Here is a 22,612-nt window from a genome sequence, read left to right on the forward strand (position 1 = left end):
CACGTGCCAATGCGGCCGCCAGGACCTGGTTCCCGGTACTGCCCTCTTTCATCTCGCCCACCAGGACGTCCTGCAGGCGATTACCGAGCGCGAGCGCGTCGCGCAAACCCGCCGGCGCGTCGGCCTCGTCGGGCTTCAGCACGTACGCCACCTGCTGCACGTCGGCCGTGAGTCCCATGTAGGTCACGCCGATGTCGCAGCGCAGCATGTCGCCGCGCTCGATGACGCGCGGGTTCTTCGCGGCTGATCCCGGCGGCCGGACGATGTAGAACATCGGCTGGAACCAGGTCGAGAGCCGCCACTCGGCGATTCGTTCGCGCACCCACCAGGCGAGGTCGTCGATGCTGGTCACGCCAGGCTTGATGACGGCGCTCGAGAACGCGTCGGCGACGACCTGATGGGTGATCGCCACGATCTGCGGATAGAAGTCGATCTCCGGCTGGGAACGGCGTTCCATCCAGCCGACCGTCAGGCGGCCGGCGGACACGACGCGACTGGCCAGGTCTGGGCCCAGCGAACGCACGAGCAGGTTCTTGTGCGCGGCCGAGAGCCCGTCGGCAAACGCGAACGTCTCGGACTCGTCCACCGCGATCTTCCTGGGATTCCTGGCCCTGATGATGGCCGCGAGACGCTGCCACGGGTCGAGTTGCTCGGGTTCGAAGGCCGGCTGGTAGTAGTCGGCGAACTCCTTGTGGAGGTCACCACTGCCGTAGCGGTTCACGATGAGATGCTCGATGCCAGCCGCTCCCCTGTCGAAGAACACCAGCATCGTCAGGCGCCAGGCGAACATCGAGGGCGCGGGAACGAGCGTCCAGTACACCGGGTCTTCGTTGTGCTCGCGGCAGATGACCACCCACATGTCGATCTGCTCGCGGCGCATGATCTTCGGCAGGACGGTCTCGAAGCGGACTTTCAGCCAGCGGTTCTGCAGGAGCGCGCGATCCTTCTGATTCAAAATCGCCGGCGCAGCAGCCGTCGCAATCTGGGCCGGCAGGAGCACGGCCAGCAGGAGCAGTGACATCAGAACAACCGTGCAGCGGCCGGCGGACCATCGCGTCATGTACCCTCCAATCTCGGCCATGGACTCTACCCGAGGCCGGTCTGGCGAAACAACCGCGAGATCCGGTCTGGCACCCGTCAGCCCTTGCCCGACGCCTGCAACCGTTTCAGCAGCTGGATCTGGCCGGCGTGGTACAAGTCGTGAGCGGTCACGCCGCGGATGAGAAACGCCGCGGAGTACTTGCTGCGCGGCACGCGCTGGTCGAGCCGTCCCGGGTCGAGCGTCATCACGGCCTGGCGCAGCCGACGGTGTTCGTCGATGAGCAGGCGCACGTCGCCGCGCCACGAACCGGCCGGATCGGCATCGCCTGCCACCGGGCGCGCGAACCAGTTGCTGCCCTCGAGCGCGAACGTGCCCCTTGCCTCCCCGGTGAGCTTCCGTCGCACGGCGTACTTCCAGTAGGCCGCGTGCACGGCCAATTCCCAGATATTGTGACGCCCCGGCGCCGAGCGCCACGACGCCTGCACAGGCTTCACGGCACGGAGGGCGCCGCGCAGGTTGGCGCCGTGCCACGACATCCTGTCGAAGGCTTCATCGAGTGCGTCCAGCAACTGCGCCAGCCTCGTATCCCCGGTCTTCGCCATCGTTCAGCCTCCGTCTCGCCTGGAGCGTGCCATCGGTGTTCCGTGTCGCTCCTCCCCCGCAGGTCGCCTCGTTCGGCCGCCTGTCTACGATCCGGCCGTCGCGGTGCCCGGTCCCGACGCCGGTGTCCAGGCCGTCGCGGCCTTGGTCTTGATCTCTCGGAACTTGTCGCTCACGCCCGAGAGCCGCTCGTCCCACTCGGCGTTGATCGCCTGGTTCTGGATCACCACGTGGAACTTCGTCATCACCATGACGAGGAAGATCGGCTTGAGAAACGCCTGCCGCACGTTCGACGCGAACAGCGCGGCGATGGCCAGCCCGCCCAGGAAGCCGCCCGGCTTGGCCGACGCCGGGAGCAACGCCAGCATCAGGAACGCCGGCAGCAGCATCACGATCCAGACGACCGCGGTGAGCACCTTGTCCAGCACGACGACGTAGATCGCCGTCTTGAGAATCTCGGTGCTGTTCTGCGCGTAGTAGATGAGGCCGTCCTTCCCGGCGCGCCATGGGTTCTCGTCGCCCCGCGCGAGGTCGTAGGAGAAGATGGTCTCGTCGATGTACCGGGTCGCGGCCCGCACCACCGCGTTCACGATGCCCATGACCGACTGCAGGCCGGGAATGGGAATGAAGCCGGCGATCCAGTCGAGCGTCCGGTTGAACGTCGACACCACGCCGCGAATCAGCAGGCTGATGGCCAGCAGGACGTTGACCTCACCGAATCGCTCGGTGACGATGCGCTTGCCGTAGTCGAACATGCCGGTGGCGCCGTTGCCGATGCTGCCGTTGGTCATGAGCTCGGTCAGCACGGCGACATGGCCGGCCTGGATCAGGTAGAGCGCGTAGCGCACGACGAACCACCACGCGTAGCCGTAGCCGCCGAGGCCGACGATCATCCAGCCAACGCCGACAAACGGGTGGATCCTGGCGCCGAGCAACGCGGCGCCGCCGAAGGTCGCGCCGAACCACGCTACTGTGACCAGCGTGAAACCGACGAGGATCCCGAAACGGACGAGCGCATACGGCAGCGTCCGGGCGACGAGCGAGACAGCCGTGCCGAAGCCCGCCTGGGTCACCGCCAGCGGATACGAGTGACGAACCGGGGCGTCGGGGTGGCTGAAGGATGTCGGAGAGGCAGTCATCGGTCATCGTTCCTTTCTGTCGAGCCAACCGTGCGCGCGCATCCAGTCGAGGAGGCGGTCGGGCCATTCGGATGTCGGGCCGAGGCCCGCGCGCGTGCCGAACGCGTGCTGGCCCTTTTCGTAGAGGTGGAGTTCGGCCGGGACGCCTGCGCGCCGCAAGGCCTGGAAGAACAGCAGGCTGTTCTCGAGGGGCACGCTCGTGTCCTCCGCCGTGTGCACCATGAAGACCGGGGGCGTGTTCTTCGTCACTCGTGTCTCGACGGAGAGTCGCTCCAGGAGCGCCGGCGACGGCTGTGCCCCCAGGAGATTGCGCCGCGAACCTTCGTGGGCGTGCGGCGGCTTCATCGTGATGACGGGATAGAGGAGTGCGACGAAATCCGGGCGCGCGCTCGTGGAGTCGAGGGCTGCCCCGGTGCGACCCTCGGGCGCGTCGTAGAGCGTGGCCGCGCTGGCCGCCACGTGCCCGCCCGCAGACGCGCCGAACACGCCAATTCGATCCGGGCTGACGCCGAACTCCGCCCCGTGCGCACGAACGTATCGCACGGCACGAAGGACGTCCTGTAGCGGCGCTGGATGCCCGTACTCGGCGAGCCGGTACTTGAGGATGAACACCGTCACGCCCGCGGCCGTCAGCCGACGCGCCACGCCGTCAGCTTCGTTGGCGATGGCGAGCCGCGCGTACCCGCCACCGGGGCAGTTGATCACCGCCGTACCGGTCGCGATGTCGGGCGGGGCCGGCACGACAGTCAGCGTGGGCTTCTGCACGTTGAAGACACGCCCGTCCTCCACTCGCTCTTCACCGCCGCCCGGCTTCGCTCCAGGCACGCCTTCGGGCCAGAGTTCGATCACGCGGGCCGTGGTGGCCGTCGCGCGCCGCGATGGGGCCCCCTGGCGCGGCGTGGCGCCCACGTGAACGACCACGACCGCAACGAGTCCAACGACTACGGCAGCTGCAACGCTCATCGACCTCAAAGCGAGCTCCCTGCATCCGGGCCAGGAACGACTCCATCGAGTCGGCCGGATGATATCCCATATTGGGCCGGGACTATTTTCCCGAATCGGCGACGAAACTGTAAGAATAGGTACCTCGAGCTCGACACGGGTCCCGACCCCGTTTCTCTGCACAGGGGCAAACTACCATGCCTCCTTCAGCGACGACACTCGAAGCGATCGGCTGGCTGGCGCTCACGGGGTTGCTGGCCGTGTTCATCGCGCTCGGCCTCCTGAAGTTCATCGTCTTCCTGCTGTTCATGCGCCTGGTCATGGACCTGCTCGTGGACAGCCTAGGCAACCGCGTGGGGTTCATGTCCAGGAAGGCCATCCTCTACGCCGTCTCGCTGATCGTCGCAGGCGTCATCGCCCTGCTCGCCGCCGTCGTCGTACCGTCCTTCGCGGCGGAGCTTCCCGCGTACACGCTGAACCTCGACCGGAACCTGACAGGCAAGGTCACCGAACTGCTCGCCTCGACAGGGGTCTCGGTGGACGTCGAGATGTTGAAGGTCAGGGCGATGGAGTGGGGTCGCGAGCACGTCGGCGAGTCCATGTCGCTCGCCAGGCGAGCCGGCACCAACGTGGTGCTCCTGATCATGGCCTACATCATCACCGTCGTCGTCAAACACGACCGGATCGGCGAGGCGGACGCGCGGGGATCGGGTCGCCCGCCGGACAACCTGTGGGAGTTCCTCGCAGACTTCCTCGGGCAGAAGATCGGCACGTTCTACCGGGGCTTTCGCCAGGTGATGGCCGGCCAGGTGGTGATTGCGCTCGTCAACGCCGCCCTGACGGTCGGCCTGCTCGTCGTGCTCGGCATTCCCCACAAGACCGCGCTGACCGTGCTCGTCTTCGTGTTCGGCCTCTTGCCGATCGTCGGCAACCTCATCTCGAACACCGTGATCTGCGTGAGCGCCCTCTTGTGGACCGGGCCCGCTCAGGTTCTCGTGGCGCTCGCGTTCCTGGTGGTGATTCACAAGCTCGAGTACGTCCTGAACGGAAAGATCATCGGACACATGGTGAAGCTGCCGCTCCACCTGACGCTGCTCGGCCTCATCGTGGGCGAACTGCTGTTCCACATCTCCGGCATGATCCTCGCGATTCCGTTGATCCTGTTCGTGCGGGCCGAGTTGGCTGCGGTCGAGATCGGCGCGCCGCAGTCGTCCTGATCGCAGGCGCCAGGCCGTGGCGGCACAGGGGAGTCCGCTCGTTCCTGGTGCAGTTGCTCGAGGATGCGCTCACCCTCCGGCGAGAGACGGTCGAAGCGCTCGTTGCGCCTGTCCTCTTCAGGCCGGTCCGCTTTGCCGGCGCGACGCGTCCGTGGCTGACTGGGTGGCACCCGCTGGTCCCGGCGGATCCGGCGCCTCGCTGCGAACCTCCCACTCTGTCGCGCCCGCGGTGAGAAGCACCAGGCCGAGGCCCCCAACCGTCACCACCGCGATCAGGCGCAGGACGAGCACCATCATCCCGAACATCACGTCCTGCTGATCCGAGATCACCGTCACGAGATAGAGCTCGGTGCTGTTGTTCGGCGTGACCCCCCGCATGTGGAAGGGCGCCCGGGTGAGTCGAGAGGCCATCTGCACGACCGGCTGGTCGAAGGCGGTGAGGTCGGCGCCGCGCTTCGCGAACCGCGCGCCTGCCCAGACCCCGTACGACAGCGCGAGAGCCGCCAGCACGAGGCCTGCGACGAGATTGCGCCGAGGCCGGCCCGTGAAGACCGAGCGGCGGAAGCGCACGGAAAGACGTACCGGCTCAGTGGGCATCCTGACATTCTACTGCCGCATCGCGCGCCGCCCGCTCAGCCAGCGCCGGCACGCGCGTGCCTTCCTGGAGCGGATCTGGTGGAGGCAATCGGCCCGAGCGGGGGTATAGTCGATGTCCGGATGGAGGCATCGTGCCCTCCTACGCCTGCCATGCCGCGATATTCGACGAGCGCGTCCCGGGGAAGACGATGGGACGGGAGCAGATGTCATGACAAGACCACGACTGCTGGTGATCCTTCTCTCGCTCGCGGTGATGCCGACTGCCGCGCGCGGCCAGGCCCCGTCTCCAATCCTCGAGAGCCACGAGGGCGACGACTACACGCGCTACGAACTGCTGACGCCGGGGTCGGGGCAATTCCGGATCGTCTATGAAGTCACGGCCACGTCGCCAGGCGCCAGGTTCTATTTCAACATCATCCGGAAAGGGAGCGAGGCCAGCGACGAAGCGGTTATCGATCAGATGACCGGCCAACCACTGCCGTTCACGATGGTGAACGGAACCGCCGCGCGCGCGGCCGGCCTGGCGCACGCCGATCCCGACGCTCAGTACATCCAGGTGACGCTCTTGCGGGCCGTGCCGACGGGCGGCGAGATTCGACTGCGGATCCTCAAGACCTACAAGGATCCGAAGTCGTACTACCAGGAGGCCGGCGGGATCGTGTTCGCCCGCGGCCTGGGCATCCGCCGAAACTCGGTCGTGATGCCGGCCGGCTACGAGATCGTGTCGTGCAACGTGCCGTCTCAGGTCGTTCGGACTGCGGATGGGCGGCTCACGATCAGCTTCTTCCACACGGGCGCCGGCGAGGCGCCGCTCGTGGTCAAGGCCCGGCCGCTGCAGAAGACGGTCGCAACCCCTGCTTCGATGACGAATCCAGCCACGGCGGCCCCCACGGCGAGAGCGACCGTCACGGCCCCGGCCGCCCCGCCGTCGATCGCGGAACGCCTGAGTGAGCGCGCGCACCAGGACCGCGAGATCGTGTATTTCCTGCAGCAGCCGGAATCCCACTCCTTCTCGCTCTACCACGACTACACGGAATCGCAGCCGGGGATCGACAAGTACCTGAACGTCGTCCGCGCTGGCAGCCGCGCGTCGAATCCCTCGGCGAGGCTGCTCGACACCGGTGAAGCGTTGAAGGTGGAGACTCTGAAGGGCGATCAGATCACCGCCGCCCGGCTCGACATCGGCGAACCGGTGACGCCGGCCACGGAAGTCGTGGTCATCCGCTTCCCCGCCGTGCAGAAGGGACAGTCGGTCCGACTTCGCATCCTCGAGACCTATACGGATGGAGGCCGCTACTACCTGGATGGCGACGAACTCGTGTGGGACCGGAGTCTGGGCCGACCGCGAAACGCGGTGGTCCTCCCAGCGGGCTGGTATCTCTCGGCAAGCTCGATCCCGGCCGTGGTGAGGATGACCGAGGACGGCCGCGTCCGGCTGGACTACGACAACCCCCGGCCAGATGAGGTCGACGTCTTGCTGAAGGCCGCGCGGCGGTGATGGATCTGCCTTCTTCAAGTCTGCCGCCCCTCACGCCGATTACACGAAAGCCCCGAGGTGTGATGTGACGATGATGAAGGTGCTGCTGGTTGATGACAGTCTGACGATTCGGTCCCTGCTGCAGCGGACGCTCCACGGCTTGTTCCCCGTGGAGACCGCCCACGCCGCCAACGGGGTGGAGGCGTTGGCGCAGATCAACCACCACCGCTTCGACCTCGTGATTCTCGACGTCAACATGCCCGTGATGGACGGCGTCGAGACGCTCGAGGCGATCCGCACGTCACCAGACCACGCCGCGCTGCCTGTCGTCGTCCTCACCAGCGAGCGGAACGAGGCCGTTGTCCGGCGCCTGGTGGAACTGGGCGTCAGCGATTTTCTCTCGAAGCCGCTCCGGACCGAGGTCCTCGGAGAACGACTGCTCAAGCTCCGGAACCAGTGGCTGGATCGCGCAAAGGCCGCGCTCCCCATCTCGCACCAGGCGGGCGAACGCCTCAGGATCATGGTCGTCGAGCAGGATCCGGACCGGCGTCACTTCTTCACGACCGTTCTCCACTCGCACTTCGATGTCGTCGAGGCCGATTCCGGGGCCGCCGCCCTTCAAATCTGCCTCGCACCGAACCAGCAAAAGCTCGACCTCGTGCTGGTTGGCGATCAGATTGGGCTGCCCCCGGTCGAGATGTTCGTGCCGAAACTGCGGACGCTGGCGCCCGCGTCGAGCGCCCGCATGGTCGGGTGCCGATCGAGTCGTCAGGCCAGCGACATGCGCATCGAGCACCTGTTCGACGGCATGGTGCAGCGAAGCCTCGTGCCGGAGGTCTTCCTCGCGGAGTTGCAGCGGATCTTCTCCGGCGCCGGCCGTCCGCTCGGCAAGCTGCTGGCGCTCCGCCCGAGCCTGCGCAAAGACATCGTCTCCGCGACTGAGCAGGTATTCGGGATCATGCTGTCGGTGCCGGTCGAGTTGAGCGACAGCGGATCCGCGGCGGCCACCAGCCAGCCGCTCGATGGCGCCCACGCCACCATCGGCCTCGAGACCGACGGCGAGCTCACGCTGGACCTCCGGTTCGACGCGAGCCACCAGACCGGCCGGGAGATCGCGGCCCGCATGATCGGTGTGGATGCGAGCGAAGTGCAGGACGCCGACGTGCTGGCATCGGCGGCCGAGCTCGTCAACATCGTCATGGGTCGACTGCGAAACCGGCTGGTGGAGACGGACGTGCACGCGCAGATCCAAATCCCGAAGACCTGGTTCGGCGACGACGGCTCGGCACCTGTCGCGGATGACCCGGACGGGATCGTTCTCCACTTCGGTTCCCCCGCCGCCAATCTCTCGTTCCAGCTCACGCTGTCGGCAGGACCCAAGAGCAGCGGATAGCGGGACAGCGGGACGCAGACGTCTCGAACGGCCGCTCAAGACGTCTGGACGAGCGCGCGGCATGCGGCGACCGCGGCATCGAGCGCGCCGGCGAAGCGGGCCATTGGTTCAGCGACGGTGCCGCCCTGGTTGGCGATGGCATCGGGAGACGATGCGGCGGACATCGCACGCTCGAGATCGACGGACGCGTCGTACAGCCCAGTCGCACCGAGTGTTCCCGACACACCCTTGACCGTGTGCACGAGACGGCCGGCACACGTCCAGTCGCCTGCGTCCACCGCCTGGCGAACCTTCTGCACGTGATCGGCGTAGTCTGTCACGAACACGCCGAGCAGTTGCACGGCAAGCTCCTCGTCACCTCGCAGTTGGCCGACGAGCCGGCTGAAGTCCACGCCCCCCGAGACCGGGCGGTCCCCGTTGACCGGGACGCGTGCGGTCGTGGCAGGTGCCCCGCGATCGGGCAGTTCGTCTGGAACGCCGGCGTCGGCGCGGCCTGCCCACCTCGCCAGCGCCGCGAACAACTCCTTCTCGTCGATCGGTTTGCCGACGTAGTCGTTCATTCCCGCGTCCAGGCACTCCTCGCGCACACCCGACATCGCGTGCGCCGTCATCGCGATGATCGGGAGGCTGTCGTACTGCCAGTTCTCGCGGATCCGCGCGGTAGCCTCGTATCCATCCATCTCCGGCATCTGAATGTCCATCAGCACCACGTCGTACGTCTTCGCCTCCACCATGCGCACGGCCTCGGCACCGGTGGCGGCCACATCCACCTCGATGCCCGCGCCTCGCAGCACGGCCTTCGCCACGTCCTGATTGATGGCGGAGTCCTCGGCCAGCAGCACGCGCAACCCGCGGATTTGCCGCTCGTTCGCCGATCCCTCGGCCGGGCCACGCGCCGACGACTGGCGGGCAGACGGCCCTTCGACCGCGCATTCGATCACGTCGATCAGCAGCCCCGGATGGATCGGTTCGATGAGCGGGGTCCACGTCCCGCGCTCCTCGGGCGGCGCCGCCTCGAGGTCGAGCGAGCTGATCGACACGACGGTCGGGATCTCGCGGCACCCGGCCTCGACCCTGATCGTGCGCGCCACGTCCACCCCGAACGTGCCGGGAGCGCACCAGTCCACGACCAGCAGATCTGCGGGGGCGGCCCCCAGCGCGCGAATGGCCGACTCAACGGAGTCGGTTGGCGTCACACGCAGGCCCATTTCGCGAAGTTGGTGCGACAGCGTTTCCCGCACGGCCGCCGATCGCACCATCAACAGCGCGTGGCGCCCCTTCACTCCAGGCGGCACGGACGCGGCGAGCGTCGCCTCGCTCGCGCAGTCCACGCTCACGGTGAACGTGAACGTGCTCCCGCGGCCCGGCACGCTCGCGACCTCGATCGTCCCGTCCATCATTTCGACCAGGCACTTCGAGATGGTGAGGCCCAAACCCGTCCCGCCGTACTTCCTGGTCGTCGAGGCGTCGGCCTGGCTGAACGCCTGAAAGATCCGGTTCTGCTGCGCCGGCGTCATGCCGATGCCGGTGTCCTCCACCGAGAAGCGGAGCCGCGCACGATCGCCAAGCCGTTCGACGAGATCGACGCGCGCGATTACGTGGCCGGTCGCGGTGAACTTGATCGCATTGCCGACGAGATTGGTCAGGACCTGCGACAAGCGGAGCGGATCTCCGACCAGCTGGCACGGCACGTCGGGCGCCGCGGTGATGAGCAGCGCCAATCCCTTCTCTCCCGTCTTCAGCGAGAACAGGTCGGACACCTGGCCGAGCAGCGGCATCAACTCGAACGGCGCGCGCTCGAGATCCAGCCTCCCCGCCTCGATCTTCGAGAAGTCCAGGATGTCGTTCACGACCGCCAGGAGGCTGTGGCCGGACACCGAGATCCGACGGAAGTAATCGCGGGCAGTGGGCGCGGCGTCGAGTTTCAGTCCGAGCCCCGAGTAGCCGAGGATCGCGTTCATCGGCGTGCGGATTTCGTGACTGATGTTCGCGAGGAACTCGCTCTTGGCTTTCGTCGCTTGCATCGCGCGGTCGCACGCCTCGGCGAGTTCGTCGTCACGGTGGCGCAGTTCCTCGGTCCGTTCGGCCAGCGTCCGCTCGAGCCGGCGCTTGTCACGCTCGAGGGTGCGCAATCGCGAGCGGACGGCGCCGTAGCCGGCGGCGAGGATCACGAGCGCATAGCCGACCAGAGCCCACCACCTGAGCCACGGCGGCGGCGCAACCCGGAACGGGAACGACACTGGATCCGGCAGGCGTCCGGCATGGCCCCGAGCGGTAACCTCGAGAACGTATGACACGTGGCGCAGTCCGGTGAACTCGCGCGACGAGGCGGTGCCGGTTGGTCTCTGGCCAGCGGCTGCCGGCGCGGTGAGAAGCCAGGCCGCGACAAGCGCGGCAAGCGCGGCAAGCGCGAGACGACGGGCAGTCATCAGAAAGGTAATCGGCACGGCGGGCCCGAAGCTCATCATCTTCAGGTCCCGGTATGCCGAGAAGGAACGGAACGTGACTGGCCGGTGGAGGGGGCTGGCGGCTGGCGGCCTGCTGCGAATAGGATCTGTCATTGGAGGTTCCAATCATGCGTACTGTTGCCGGCCTGCTGGCGATCTGTCTTCTCCTTGGTCCGAGCCTCGGGTCCGCGGGTGCGCAGGGCATCACGCAGCAGCAGGCTGACGACATGCTGAAAGAGCTGCGGGGCATCCGCGCGGTGCTCGAGCGGATGGCGGCCGGTCAGGCCTCAGCGCGCCCGACCACGCCGCCGCCGGCCCCCGACCCGCGCGTCCGCCTCCCGAAGGTCGGAGGTCACGTGCTCGGCAAGCCCGATGCGCCGATCACCATGGTGGAGTTCACGGACCTGCAGTGCCAGTACTGCGCCCGCTTCGCAAACGGCGCGTTCCCGCAAATCAAGTCGGAGTACATCGACAAGGGGCTCGTTCGGTTCGTCACGCGCGATTTCCCGCTCGACATCCACCCACACGCGGAGCTGGCCGCCCGCGCCTCTCGCTGTGCCGGAGAGCAGGGCCGGTTCTGGGAGGTCCGCCGGACGTTGATGATCAACTACTCGAAGTTGAATCCGGACTTCATCACGGCCACGGCCACCGACGCCAAGCTCGACATGGCGGCCTTCACCGGGTGCCTCAGCAGCGGGCGTTTCAAGGACGAGATCAGGAAGGAGCTCGATGAGGCGTTCGACTTCGGCGTCGAGGGCACTCCGACGTTCTTCATCGGGCGAACGCAGGGCGAAGGCCTCGAGGGCCAGCGCGTGGTCGGCGCCCTGCCGTTCGAGATGTTCGACGCGAAATTCAAGGAACTGCTGAAGAAGTAGCTCAGGCCCGCGGATCCGAGGAGGTGCGGCGAAAACGGGGTCGTTGGGGGTCGGGGCGAAGATACTCGGTCCAGACGTGCATCACGGCAAGCCAGGGGTGACGCCGGAACATCTTCGGGCCGGCGTACCGCATGACGGTCTGCATCGAGGCCCGACGCGCGGCCTGATAGCAGTGAACCGGGCACACCTTGCAGGTCGGCTTGCCGTCGCCGTACGGGCAGCGGTCGAGCCGCTGCCGGGAGTAGTCCAGGAGGCCCGCGCAGTCGTCGCACAGCCCGCCACGGGGTGATCCGTGGAGGTCGGTGCAGTAGATCCCGACCATCGCGGCCACGGTGCGCTTCTCGCGTTCGACGTGACGGCGGTCCATGAGTCCGTTCTACACCATCGGCCGCCTCCGCGTCATGATCGGGATCACGTACCCCGCTACTGCTCCTGTTGCTGCTGACGCCGCCTGGCCAGGGCCGCCTCGCGCCCGGCGGTGATGTGCGGGACGATGCCGATGAGGCGCTCGATGAGCATGAGCTGCGCCCTGTGGTGCATCTCGTGCTCCTTGACCGACAGCAGCATCTCGAAGCGCGTCTTGCTCGGCGGGCTCGACGGCGGCTCGAACTCCACGCGTTCGGCCAGCACGTCATCCGACAGCGTCTCGAGCCAGGAGGCAAAGATCTCGCCTTCTTCCTCCAGCACCTTGACGAGCGCATCCTTCGTCGTCAGGGCCGCCTCCTCCTTACGGGCGCGCTCGAAAATCCCGGCGAAGAACTTGAAATCGAACGCCGACATCCGGTCGCCGTGAACGCGGTGCTGCCACCGGGGAGCGACCGCGACGTGCGCCAACATCTCCGCGACACTTCGCACACCCGGCGCCGCCCGGAACTGGTACTGCTCCTCCGGTATGTCCTTCGCGACTCGGACCGTGTTCGCCCGCACGACGCGGAACGACCGCGCCAGATCACTCGCTCCATATCCGCGCATCGCTGTTCCTCCCTTGGGACTCTCCAGGCTCCGGGGACCAGGAAGCCGCTGCCTGTAGGATAACCCGAAGGATATAGAATGCGCCGCATGTCATGTCGCCCTCCCGTCGTCCTGTGCGTCGTCGCACTCTTTGCCACCGCCTGCGCCCCCGTACCGACCGGCTTCTCGTTGGATCGGGCGCGGAAGCACGTGCGCGTGTTGTCCGAGACGATTGGCTGCCGCCCTGTGGGCAGCGACGCGAATCGTCAGGCACGCGAATACATCGTCGACGAGCTGCGACGCGACGGATTCGAGGTACGCCTGCAGGAAGCGAATGCGTCGCGCCCGGAGTACGGACTGACGACGCGCGTGTTCAACGTCATCGCGTTGAGGCAGGGCACCTCGCCGGACACCGTGGCGTTGATCAGCCACTACGACTCGCCCCCTGAGTCCGTCGCTGCGGCGGACGATGGCCTCGGGGTGGCGGTGAGCCTCGAGGCCGCACGCGTCCTCGCCCAGCGAACGAATCCGCGCTACACGCTGCTCGTCGCCGTGACCGACGCGGAAGAGGTCGGGCTGATGGGCGCGGCGGCGCTCGTCGAGGACCCGGTGATGCTTCGGGTGCGGGCGTATCTGAATTTCGAGGCGGTCGGGACCTCCGGCCCCAGCATGCTGTTCCAGACGGGACCCGGCAATGCGTGGCTGGTGAAGGCGTGGGCCAGGGCGTCGCGCCGGCCGGGCGGCGCGTCGATGTCCACCGAGATCTACAAGCGGCTCCCCAACGATACCGACTTCACCATCGTGCAGCGCCTGGGGATTCCGGGGCTGAACTTCGCGCCCATCGGCAACAGCGAGGCATACCACACGCACCGGGACATTTCGGCCAACCTCGGCGACGACACGATCCTGACCACGGGCGAGAATGCGGTCGCGATCGTGCGCGCGCTGGACGGTGTCGACATCACCGAGCGCTCCGCGACCGAGCAAGCCACCTATTTCGACATTGCCGGGCGCGCGGCCGTGGTCTACGGTCCGCGGACGGCCACGACGATTGCGTGGGCGGCCTTCGTGCTCGGAGGCCTGGCGTGGCTCAGGGTGTTCGTGACGGCCCGGAAGACCGTCGGGCTGATCCGGGTCCTCATGGGTGTCGCGTGGACGATCGTGGGCGTGGTCGCGGCGGGCGCGGCCATGGTGGGCGTCACCTGGCTCGCACGCTTCGTCTCCGACACCAATCATCCGTGGTACTCGCATCCCGAGCATCTCTTCGCGTTGCTGGCTGGCGCGGGGTTGCTGGCACTCTGGGTGCTCGCGAGACTGGCCGCCTGGCTGCCCCGGCGGGCCCAGGGCTGCATGCAGCCGTCGTGCGTGTGGTCGATCGCGCTGCCGCTGTGGATGGCAGGTACCTGGTGGTTGAATCGCGTGGCCCCCACTGCCAGCTTCATGCTGGCCTGGCCGTTGATCGCGGCGGGCGTCTGTCTGCTCGTCACGCCGCTCACCAACCGCGTCGCGTCGCGCGCGGCGGCGGGCGTGGTGCTCCTCGTCGCCGTCGGCACGTCGCTCGCCAATGCCCCGGCGCTCTTCCACTTCGTGGACCCCGTCTTCGGTCGCCTCGGCGTGGTGATGCCTGTCTGGGTGTTCGCGGCAATCGCCCTGGCGTTCTGCATTCCGGTCGCACCGTCGCTCGTCGCGCTGATGTGCGGGCGCCGTGCGGGAACCACGCGCGTCGAGGGGTGTGTGTTGCTGCTGCCCGTCGTCGTGGCGTTCGGATCGGTGGTCATGTCTCCACCGTACAGCGTCGAGCGGCCGCAGCTCCGGGTCGCCCGCTACATCAACGGCGGCGAGGGTATCGAGTACTGGGAGGTGGGTGGACTGGAGGCGGAACGCGCCCCGGAGCCGGGCCCGGGAGGCACATGGAAGAGCGTGCAGGATGCACCGCGAGTCGGCGTCCCGATCTTCCGATTGCGTCGGCCGTATGTGTATCGTATCGAGCGGCCCGTCGTCCCGACCTCGCCCGGCTTTCCCGGTGAGGTGGCCGCCACGCTCGAGCCTCGCCCCGACGGCGGCGTGATGCTGCGGGTCCGGGTCGTTTCTTCGTCCTCGACCGCAACCGTGTCGTTGTGGCTTCCGCGCGGCATCACACCGATCCGGGCGAACCCGGACGGACGCGACGCCGATGGGCGCTGGCGCGCGGTGTTCATCGCGCCCCCGGCGGGTGGCGTCGAATTTCGCGTGGACCTCCCGGCCGTCACACCCGGGACCCTGTCCGACACCCATGTGGCGATCCTGGACCGCGGCCTTCCCGGCGGCTCCGGATGGGAACACCTGCCCGCCTGGCTGCCGCAGGACGCCGCCGCGTGGACAGCCCGGTCGGTCTACCTTCAGAAGCTGGCGCTTGGCGGAACGAAATAGCAGGCGGGTCCACGAACACGAAGGGGACGGGCACCGGCCCGTCCCCTCTTCACCTCTCGGTTCTCTGTTCCGGGTGCTGACTCCCGGCTCCTCGGTCGTGGTTCCCGAGGCGTGTCAGTAGATCTCCATCTCCCCGCGGAACGGAATCACCTCGCCTGGGATGACCTCGACGTCCCAGACCATCGAGCGGTACCCGTCGGCCTGGACCTCGATTCGGTGGCGGCCGGGCGAGATGGTCAGTGGCGCAGCGCTCGGCGGGAAGTTGCCGACCACGCCGACGTAATCGCCGTCCACGAACACCGCGGCGTCACCCGGCGAGATGTCGAAGCTGAGGCCGCCGTACGCCACGCCGGGGCCGACGTTCACCATCCCCTGCGGGTAGCCGTAGACGGGCAGGTCGTAGCTGCTCACGTAGCCGTAGGGGTACGGCACCGGGAACCCGAGCCACAGACCGAAACCGAGATTGAGCCGCGCCCGGAACGAGTAGTACGGCCCATCGAAGTACCGCGGCCGGTAGTGGTCGAAGAAGCCGTAGGAGCGATACGGGGCGCGGGGGTAGTAGGACCCGTACCCGTAGCTGCGGGGCACGGCGCGCCCGTAGCCGGCGTAGCCGCGGTCACGATACGAGCCGCTGTAACCCCGGTTCGAGTAGTACTGGCCCGAGTAGCCGCGGTTCGAGTAGCCGCGATCCGGGTAGCCGCGGTTCGAGTAGTTGTGATCCGAATAGTTGCGATCCGAGAAGTTGCGGTTCGAGTAGCCCCGGTCGGACGGACGTCGATCTGCGTACTGCTGTCCGCCGTAGGCGCGCGGCACCACGTTCTGACGAGGCGCGTCGTACCGGGGTTGCGTGTACTGCCGCGACTCGCTCGGACGAGGCTGCGGGTATTGCCGCTGTTGCGGTTGCGGTTGCTGGTACGAGCGCCCTTGCTCGCGGGGCACGGCTCGCCGTTCGCCGCCGCCGTCGCGCTGTCCAGCGCCACGCTGCCCATCGCGCTCGCCGCCCCGATGTTCGCCGCCACCAGGCCGCTGCGCATCCGCCGGCAGCGCGGTCAGACCGAGCGCGAGCACGAGCACGACTGGAATCGTCGGGTTGAGTTTCATGATGCCCTCCACCGTCAGCCGAACACCCGATCCCCTGTTGACGCTCGAGCGACCGGAGCAGGCTATGCCCGGGATACTTCAAGGTTGATGCCAAGTTCAACCGTCTAAATTGCCGATGATTCTACCTGGTACTGGCGATCGGCCGCCCATCTCCCAGCCTGCAGAGGACAGTTGCCGTTCCGGTGGACCGCTCGCACATTCGCGAGAGCGCCGGACCTCCCGGCGCCACCAGCTCAACCCGCCGTCAGTTCCGGCACTCGAGGAGCGGCCGTAAGGGCTTGTCGCCGGCCCCTGGCACCACCGTAACGCGTCCGTCCCACCGGATCACCTCCAGCCGAGGCTTCCTGATGGGCGCAGCTGGATTATAAACCCTGAGCTCACCTGTGTTGACCATGCTTCGCGCCCTGCGCACCCTGTGAAACGGACGTTCAGAGCGCCAGAGGGTGGTCAACACAACTGAGTCGAAGGGTGGAACGACCGAGGAGGAGAGAGGGAGCAACCTCTGTCACCCTACATTCGCGTGAACAGCGAACCCACGCTGACCGACACTGACACGGCCACGTATCCCGCCCCGACAAATTTCTTCGCCGTCCGAATGTCGTCACGCGACGAGACGGACGTCCCTTCGTTCTGGCCGTCGAGCGTGTTGACCTGTTGCCAGGTCCAGCCACCCGACAGGCGCAGGTACTTGAAGCACTCGACGCCCACACCCACGAACACCTCGGCGGTACCCGTGAGACCCGCGCCGGCCTGGGCGAAGGGCTTGACCCACAAGCGTCGTGCGATCGGGAAGAGCGGATCGAGAAATCGGTAGTCGGCAAACAGCCCGACGGTGCCGCTGCGGGAGTCAGATCCCGTGCGGGCGATGATCTTCGTGCCGGGACGGACGGGGTCCGGCACGGCAGACCAGGACGGATCGACGATCGACGTGCCGATCAGGCCCACCGCAACGCCGAGTGCCCGGGCAGAGGCGGCGCCGACGCCGAACGTCGTGGAGAGGCTCTCGGATCGCGCGAGTGCGAGCGCCGAACGGAACGCCGGATCAGCCGCGAGGGTGATCGGGTACGAATCGATCGTGTCCCAGTGGATGCGCGCATCGGAGGGCAGGATCGAGATCCACCGGAGCACGGATCCATTGGGTAGCGTGAAGCGACGCTGTCGCGCCGCGGCCGCGTCGACTTCGTGTGCGGTGCGGATCGCCTGCGTGCGCCCCGTGAGCAGGCCATCGATGTCGTGTAGCGGCCCGTTCTCGCCCGACATGTCGAGGTCGCGCAGGATCCCGCGGGTGGTGATCGCCCGATCCAGCGCGGGCTGGAGACCGGATTCGGTCCCTCCCGGCGCCACGCCGCCTGGCAGAAGCCGGCGCGCGATGCCCTCGAGGTCGTCGATGAGGAACGTCCTGAGACTGTCGGCCGGGCCGGGACATCCCGTCGTCGCCACGCTGTCGAACGCGAACTTGTGCGCCGCGAACTCACGTGGCGCCCGTGCCGCCATGTCCACCGCATCCGCATAGGCGCGGAAGGTCGCTGCGCACGGCAGCGAGGCGTCGGCGAGATCGCCGCGCGCCCTGACCATCGCGTCGAATCGTGCCGACAGCAGCGTGGCGCCGGCGCCGGTCGCGCCATCGCCCGGCTCCGGCGCGCAGGTCGCCGCACCCAGTTCCGCGGCCTGCGTGCATCGGACGATTCGGTCGCCGGCGCGTGAGATGGCATCGAGCGTGTGTTGCAGTGATGAGGCGGCCTGCCTCATCGCTGCAATCCGCGAGTGGATCGCGGCGGCGTACTGGCCCAGCGGCGAACCGGCCGTGCCGGCCGGCGCCTCGAAGTGCCCGCCGAGAAACGCATTGGCACCGCGCACGCGCTGTCCGAGCGCCGCGCCAAGCAGGCCGAGGAGCGATTCCAGGTTGTCGAGCGACTCGATCGCGGCCGACTTCACCGGGCCGTACGAAACGCTGTAGGCGAGCGGGTTCATGTCGTCGACGATGACGAGGACGGACGCGAGGGAGACGGCGTGGATGATCGGAATCCGGTTGCGATCGAAGGTGACATCCACGCCGCGGACACGGCCCGGATCGGTACGCCATCGCTGCAGCCGGTGGCTGTAAGCGAGGATGAAGGGCCGCCGCGCGGCGAGCGGCGCAAATGACGCGCACACGGCCGACTGGTCCGGCATCCGGCAGACCTCGTCGAGCATCCACCACTTGGCGCTGTCCGGATAGGCCGACGGGTCCTCACACATGTAGCGTCCGGCCCCTTCGGGCGTAGCGCAGTAGGCGGCGAACACACTGGCGACGGGACCGACGGCGGCTGGTCGGCCGCCGGACGTCTGGTCGCCGGCCTCAGCCGGACACGAGGGACTCAACAGGAAGAGGATGGCAAATGCGGCAGGCAGGCGCATGGCGGTGAACCTCGCCGCCAATCTGCGCCTCGCCCGGCGCCGAGGCAAGATCCAGAACGCATCGTTGCACGCAATCTGCGCGTCGCGGCGTGCGGTTGGCGGTCAGCGCACCCCGACGTGGTGCCGCGCCAGCCAGTCGTGCATCTCCGACAGCAGCCGGTCGTTCTCTTCGATCGGAAATCCGTCCACGCTCTCGCGGTTGCGGCGGCTGACGCCGTCCACTGCACCCATCGCGACCGCCCGCCGCAGCAGGTCGTGCGCCTCGTCGACGGTCGGCAGCAGGTTGCGCCCGCGCAGGCGCGACATCGCGGCGACAACCCCCCACGCACCCCAGTTGGAGACGCTCGAGATCACGAGGCGGGTCGTCTTCGTGACGCACGGAGGCGAGTCGATTGGCATCACCTCTGGAATGACGTTCGCGAGATTGCCCATTCCGATCTCGTTGCCGCCGTCACCGATCCCGACGCTCGCCCGGTCCGGGGAAAAGAGGTAGTCGAGCTTCGCATTGAACGGCGAGACGTCGACCCCGCGCATGTTGCGATAGAGCCCCTCGTCGGTCAGGCCGCACCGCTCGATCGCAATCGAGACGGTGGGCGCCACGCGCTCGATCAGCGCCGCCGCGAACTCGCGGCTCTCGGTGTGACCGGTGACCGGCCACTCGACAATCTCGGCCGCCTGGCCGAGCAGGCCGCACAACAGGGGTGTGGTGAACCGGTCGGAGACGTACACCACGCGGTAGCCCAGCCAGGCGAGCGCGTCGCCCATCGCCACCGCGCCGGGTGGCCCGTCGGTCTCCGTCGCGCAGGCCGCCGGCACGTAGAAGCCGGTTGCGATGATCGCCGTGCCCGGGTTGTCGAGGATCAACGCGGCAGCGCGCCCGCAGAAATCGTCCGCGAGAAAGGGCCGGAGCGCGGAGACGCCACGATGGTCGCGCGACAGGACGAGGTTCTCGATGGACATACCCTACAGCACCGCGAACTCTGCGTCCCGCCGGTCGGTGATGAACATGTAGCCCGGGGCATGGGTCAGCATCAGCGGCGGCTTCGACGCCATCGCGACCGCCTGGGGAGTCACGCCGCACGCCCAGAACACCGGCACCTCGCCGGACTCGATGCGGACCGCGTCGCCCAGATCCGGCCGTGAGATGTCGCGGATGCCAATGGCGGCCGGGTCGCCGATGTGGACGGGCGCCCCGTGAACCGACGGGAACCGCGACGTCACCTGCACCGCGCGCACGACCTTCTCCGGCGGAATCGGCCGCATCGACACGACCATGGGCCCGTGGAAGGCACCCGCAGGGGTGGTCGGGATCGAGGTGATGTACATCGGCACGTTCACGCACTGGTCGATGTGCCGCATCGGAATGCCGGCTTCCACGAGCGCCGACTCGAACGTGAAGCTGCAGCCAATCATGAACGAGACGAGGTCGTCACGCCACAGGCCCGCGATCTCGCTTCGCTCCTCGACCAGCGCCCCGTCGCGATACACCCGGTACTTCGGCAAGTCGGTCCGCAGGTCGGCGCCCGGTGCCATTTGCCGCGGTTCACTCGCCCCCGGCTCGAGCACCTCGAGCAGCGGACACGGCTTCGGATTGCGCTGCGCAAAGAGAAGGAAGTCGAAGGCGAGGTCGCGGGGGAGCACGACCAGGTTGGCCTGCACGAATCCCGGTGCCAGGCCTGCGGTCGGCTGCGAGCGGTCGCCCCGGCGGAAGTCTTGCCGCAAATCGGCTGGAATGGTCGGAAGCACGGCACACAGCCTAGTGCGTGCGGGGAAAGCCCGTCAAGCGGCCGGCGATGGCGCTATCATGCCCTATGCGCGCCTGGTCACTGACGCCACGCCTCGCGACGCTGCTCTGCGCGGGCGCTGTCGCTCTCCTGCTCGCGCGGGACCAGGCACCAACCTCGAGCGGACCGGCGGTTCCGCCCGGCCCCCCGGTCCTCGACGTGCTCGTGCTCGATGGCGCTGGCCATCCTGTCCGCACCCTCGCGCTCGCCGACTTCGCCGTCTCCATCGACGGCCGGCCGCGTCGCGTCGTCGCCGCGTCGTTCGTCTTCCGAGGTCCCGGCGCCGAACAGGCCGCGGCGTTCACGGCAGCATCGGCCAGACCGGCGGCTGGCGCGTCCGCGATGCCACAGCCTTTTCCGGCCTCGCCGGTCGGTTTCGCCGAGACTGCCCGCTCGATCGTGATCGCCGTGGACGAGAACACCATCGCGCGTGGCGCCGAGAAGCCGATCGCCGGTCTGCTCAACGCCGTCGTCGATCTGCTCGGCGCCTCCGATCGTCTCGCGCTCGTCGCCCTGCCCGAACTGCGGGGAGGCGTCTCGTTCGACACCGACCGGGAGCCCGTCCGCGAGCAGACGGCACGACTGGCCGGCCGCGCGGCGACGGGCGATCACCTCGCACGCCCACAGGACGAGCACGCAGCGCTTCCGACGCTGAGCGACGATGTCGTGCCGGAGCGGCAGCAGGCCTCCGGAGTGTCGGACAGTAACAAGACGCCGACCGAGCCCACGGCGGCGGAGGTCAACCGCGAAACCCCGGCACGAGGGTCGTTCGAGGCGCTCGCGCGCACCCTGGCCGCGCTGCAGCCGGTGCCCGGGCTGAAGACCGTGCTCCTGATCTCTGGCGTGACCAGCCCATCCGAGCGGCAGGCCGCCCAGGCGCGCGCGGAGATCGTGCGGATCGTGGAGGCTGCCGGCGCCGCACGCGCCAGCGTCCATGTCGTCAAGCTCGGCACGACGCTGACGCAGGCCGAACTGGTCGAGTTGGGGGGGCTTGCGCAGGCGACCGGCGGCGGGCTCTTCCGCGTCGCGCGCAATCCGGCGTTCGAGTTTCAGCGGCTCGGACAACAACTGTCGGGCAGCTACGTGCTGGAACTGGAACCGGACGCCGCCGACCGGGACGGACACGCGCATGCGGTCGAGGTTTCCGTGGCGCGCGGCGGCATGCGGCTGCAGTACCCTCGCCGATGGACGGCGAGAGCCGATCCTGCCCCGATGCGGGTTGAGTCTGCGCCGCCGCCGGAACCGCCGCCGCCCGCAACCCCTGTCGCCGGCAGCAACATCGGACCGGCCCCGAAGCCGTTGCGCCGTGAGCCGATCACCGACCCGGAACTGGCGGTGGTGCTCACCCGGACGGCGGACTACGTGAAGTCCTACATCCGCGACTTCGCGAACGTCGTCGCGGAAGAGGCCTACGAGCAGCGGATCGAGTATCGCTACGACGGCCGCCACGAGGACCGGAAGCTGAAGTCCGATTTCCTGCTCGTAACGTCTCCGGGAGCCGCCGGGTGGGTGCCGTTCCGCGACGTGTTCGAGGCCGACGGCCGGAAAGTGCGCGACCGCGAGGACCGCCTGAAGCGCCTGTTCATCGAGCGGCCGGATACGGCCATCTCCGACGCGCGGGTCATCAGCGAGGAAAGCGCGCGATACAACCTCGGCACCATTCAGCGAACCACCAACGTGCCAACGCTGCCGCTCATGCTTCTGACGCCCGAGCGGATGCCCGGCGTCAATTTCAAGAAGGTGGGCGAGGAGACGGTCCAGGAGGTCACCGCCTGGCGCGTGGACTTTCAGGAGTGGGCCAGCCCGACACTGATTCGATCGATCCGGACCACCGACGTGCCGTCGAATGGCACGATCTGGGTGGAGCCGCTCACCGGCCGCGTGGTGAGGACCATCCTGCGCGCCACACCGACCAACGTCGACAGCGAATCGATGGTGGTGTACCGCAAGAACGACACGCTCGGCCTCTGGGTCCCGGCCGAGATGCACGAGCGCTACAAGACGAGGCAGGAGGAGACGACGGGCACGGCCCAGTACACGAACTTCCGCCGGTTCCAGGTCAGGACCGAAGAGAAGATTACGGTGCCGAAGTGAGAAGAGTCAGGAGCCAGGAGTCGGCGGCGAGAAGAGAGAACTCAGAAGCGAGAATGGCGACAGAGCCGCGGGTGATGGGTGGCGCTCGCAGCGCCCGAACGCGGGTTCAGAGCCCGGAGCGCAGGGAACGCCCGTTTCACACGGTGC

At 67.8% G+C, this 22,612-nt stretch carries 18 protein-coding genes; 6 read left to right on the forward strand and 12 right to left on the reverse strand.

Going from position 1 to position 22,612, the window contains the following annotated elements:
• From VGK32_16100 to VGK32_16115, 4 genes are all read right to left on the reverse strand, one after another.
• On the reverse strand, positions 1-1,081 hold a 1,081-nt coding region (locus tag VGK32_16100), incomplete at its 3' end, for a M24 family metallopeptidase (GenBank protein HEY3383295.1).
• Positions 1,082-1,137: 56 nt separating this feature from the next.
• Entirely contained in the window at positions 1,138-1,644 is a 507-nt protein-coding gene (locus VGK32_16105) for a DinB family protein (GenBank protein ID HEY3383296.1), read from the reverse strand.
• A gap of 84 nt (positions 1,645-1,728) precedes the next feature.
• Positions 1,729-2,781 (reverse strand): hypothetical protein, encoded by a 1,053-nt coding sequence (locus tag VGK32_16110; GenBank protein HEY3383297.1) that lies wholly within the window; start codon positions 2,779-2,781, stop codon positions 1,729-1,731.
• 3 nt (positions 2,782-2,784) lie between these two features.
• The gene (locus VGK32_16115) at positions 2,785-3,744 is read right to left on the reverse strand and encodes an alpha/beta hydrolase (GenBank protein ID HEY3383298.1); all 960 of its coding nucleotides are present in this window, start codon (positions 3,742-3,744) and stop codon (positions 2,785-2,787) included.
• Positions 3,745-3,920: 176 nt separating this feature from the next.
• On the opposite strand from VGK32_16115, the gene VGK32_16120 reads away from it, so the two are divergent.
• Positions 3,921-4,940, forward strand: a complete 1,020-nt coding sequence (locus tag VGK32_16120) for an AI-2E family transporter (GenBank protein ID HEY3383299.1) — start codon at positions 3,921-3,923, stop codon at positions 4,938-4,940.
• 117 nt (positions 4,941-5,057) lie between these two features.
• Here the strand turns inward: VGK32_16120 and VGK32_16125 are convergent, their stop codons facing one another.
• Complete coding sequence (locus VGK32_16125) at positions 5,058-5,537, reverse strand: hypothetical protein (protein ID HEY3383300.1); 480 nt, start codon at positions 5,535-5,537, stop codon at positions 5,058-5,060.
• A gap of 208 nt (positions 5,538-5,745) precedes the next feature.
• Here VGK32_16125 and VGK32_16130 point away from each other — a divergent pair, with 208 nt between their 5' ends.
• Both VGK32_16130 and VGK32_16135 read left to right on the forward strand, forming a co-directional pair.
• On the forward strand, positions 5,746-7,035 hold the full coding sequence (locus VGK32_16130; protein HEY3383301.1) for a hypothetical protein: 1,290 nt from the start codon (positions 5,746-5,748) through the stop codon (positions 7,033-7,035).
• Between the two features lie 70 nt (positions 7,036-7,105).
• Positions 7,106-8,407 (forward strand): response regulator, encoded by a 1,302-nt coding sequence (locus VGK32_16135; GenBank protein ID HEY3383302.1) that lies wholly within the window; start codon positions 7,106-7,108, stop codon positions 8,405-8,407.
• Positions 8,408-8,442: 35 nt separating this feature from the next.
• Here the strand turns inward: VGK32_16135 and VGK32_16140 are convergent, their stop codons facing one another.
• Positions 8,443-10,836: a response regulator gene (locus VGK32_16140; GenBank protein ID HEY3383303.1), complete on the reverse strand. Its 2,394-nt coding sequence runs from the start codon at positions 10,834-10,836 to the stop codon at positions 8,443-8,445.
• 146 nt (positions 10,837-10,982) lie between these two features.
• Here VGK32_16140 and VGK32_16145 point away from each other — a divergent pair, with 146 nt between their 5' ends.
• Positions 10,983-11,729 carry a DsbA family protein gene (locus VGK32_16145; GenBank protein HEY3383304.1) on the forward strand — a complete coding sequence of 249 codons (747 nt, stop codon included), beginning with the start codon at positions 10,983-10,985 and terminating at the stop codon, positions 11,727-11,729.
• A gap of 1 nt (position 11,730) precedes the next feature.
• Here the strand turns inward: VGK32_16145 and VGK32_16150 are convergent, their stop codons facing one another.
• Together VGK32_16150 and VGK32_16155 are read right to left on the reverse strand one after the other, a co-directional pair.
• Complete coding sequence (locus VGK32_16150) at positions 11,731-12,096, reverse strand: nitrous oxide-stimulated promoter family protein (protein HEY3383305.1); 366 nt, start codon at positions 12,094-12,096, stop codon at positions 11,731-11,733.
• A gap of 56 nt (positions 12,097-12,152) precedes the next feature.
• A complete protein-coding gene (locus VGK32_16155; protein HEY3383306.1) occupies positions 12,153-12,701 on the reverse strand; it encodes a DinB family protein in 549 nt (182 codons plus the stop codon).
• Between the two features lie 87 nt (positions 12,702-12,788).
• Here VGK32_16155 and VGK32_16160 point away from each other — a divergent pair, with 87 nt between their 5' ends.
• Positions 12,789-15,089: a M28 family peptidase gene (locus VGK32_16160; GenBank protein ID HEY3383307.1), complete on the forward strand. Its 2,301-nt coding sequence runs from the start codon at positions 12,789-12,791 to the stop codon at positions 15,087-15,089.
• Between the two features lie 114 nt (positions 15,090-15,203).
• On the opposite strand, the gene VGK32_16165 is transcribed toward VGK32_16160, so the two are convergent.
• From VGK32_16165 to VGK32_16180, 4 genes are all read right to left on the reverse strand, one after another.
• On the reverse strand, positions 15,204-16,190 hold the full coding sequence (locus VGK32_16165; protein ID HEY3383308.1) for a PEGA domain-containing protein: 987 nt from the start codon (positions 16,188-16,190) through the stop codon (positions 15,204-15,206).
• Between the two features lie 510 nt (positions 16,191-16,700).
• A complete protein-coding gene (locus VGK32_16170; protein ID HEY3383309.1) occupies positions 16,701-18,587 on the reverse strand; it encodes a hypothetical protein in 1,887 nt (628 codons plus the stop codon).
• A gap of 102 nt (positions 18,588-18,689) precedes the next feature.
• Positions 18,690-19,547 (reverse strand): glutamate cyclase domain-containing protein, encoded by an 858-nt coding sequence (locus VGK32_16175; protein ID HEY3383310.1) that lies wholly within the window; start codon positions 19,545-19,547, stop codon positions 18,690-18,692.
• 3 nt (positions 19,548-19,550) lie between these two features.
• Positions 19,551-20,333 carry a putative hydro-lyase gene (locus VGK32_16180; protein ID HEY3383311.1) on the reverse strand — a complete coding sequence of 261 codons (783 nt, stop codon included), beginning with the start codon at positions 20,331-20,333 and terminating at the stop codon, positions 19,551-19,553.
• 65 nt (positions 20,334-20,398) lie between these two features.
• On the opposite strand from VGK32_16180, the gene VGK32_16185 reads away from it, so the two are divergent.
• Positions 20,399-22,465 (forward strand): hypothetical protein, encoded by a 2,067-nt coding sequence (locus tag VGK32_16185; protein HEY3383312.1) that lies wholly within the window; start codon positions 20,399-20,401, stop codon positions 22,463-22,465.
• Positions 22,466-22,612: the final 147 nt, after the last annotated feature.

It is taken from the genome of Vicinamibacterales bacterium (genome assembly GCA_036504215.1).
In the GTDB taxonomy this organism is placed as follows: domain Bacteria; phylum Acidobacteriota; class Vicinamibacteria; order Vicinamibacterales; family Fen-181; genus FEN-299.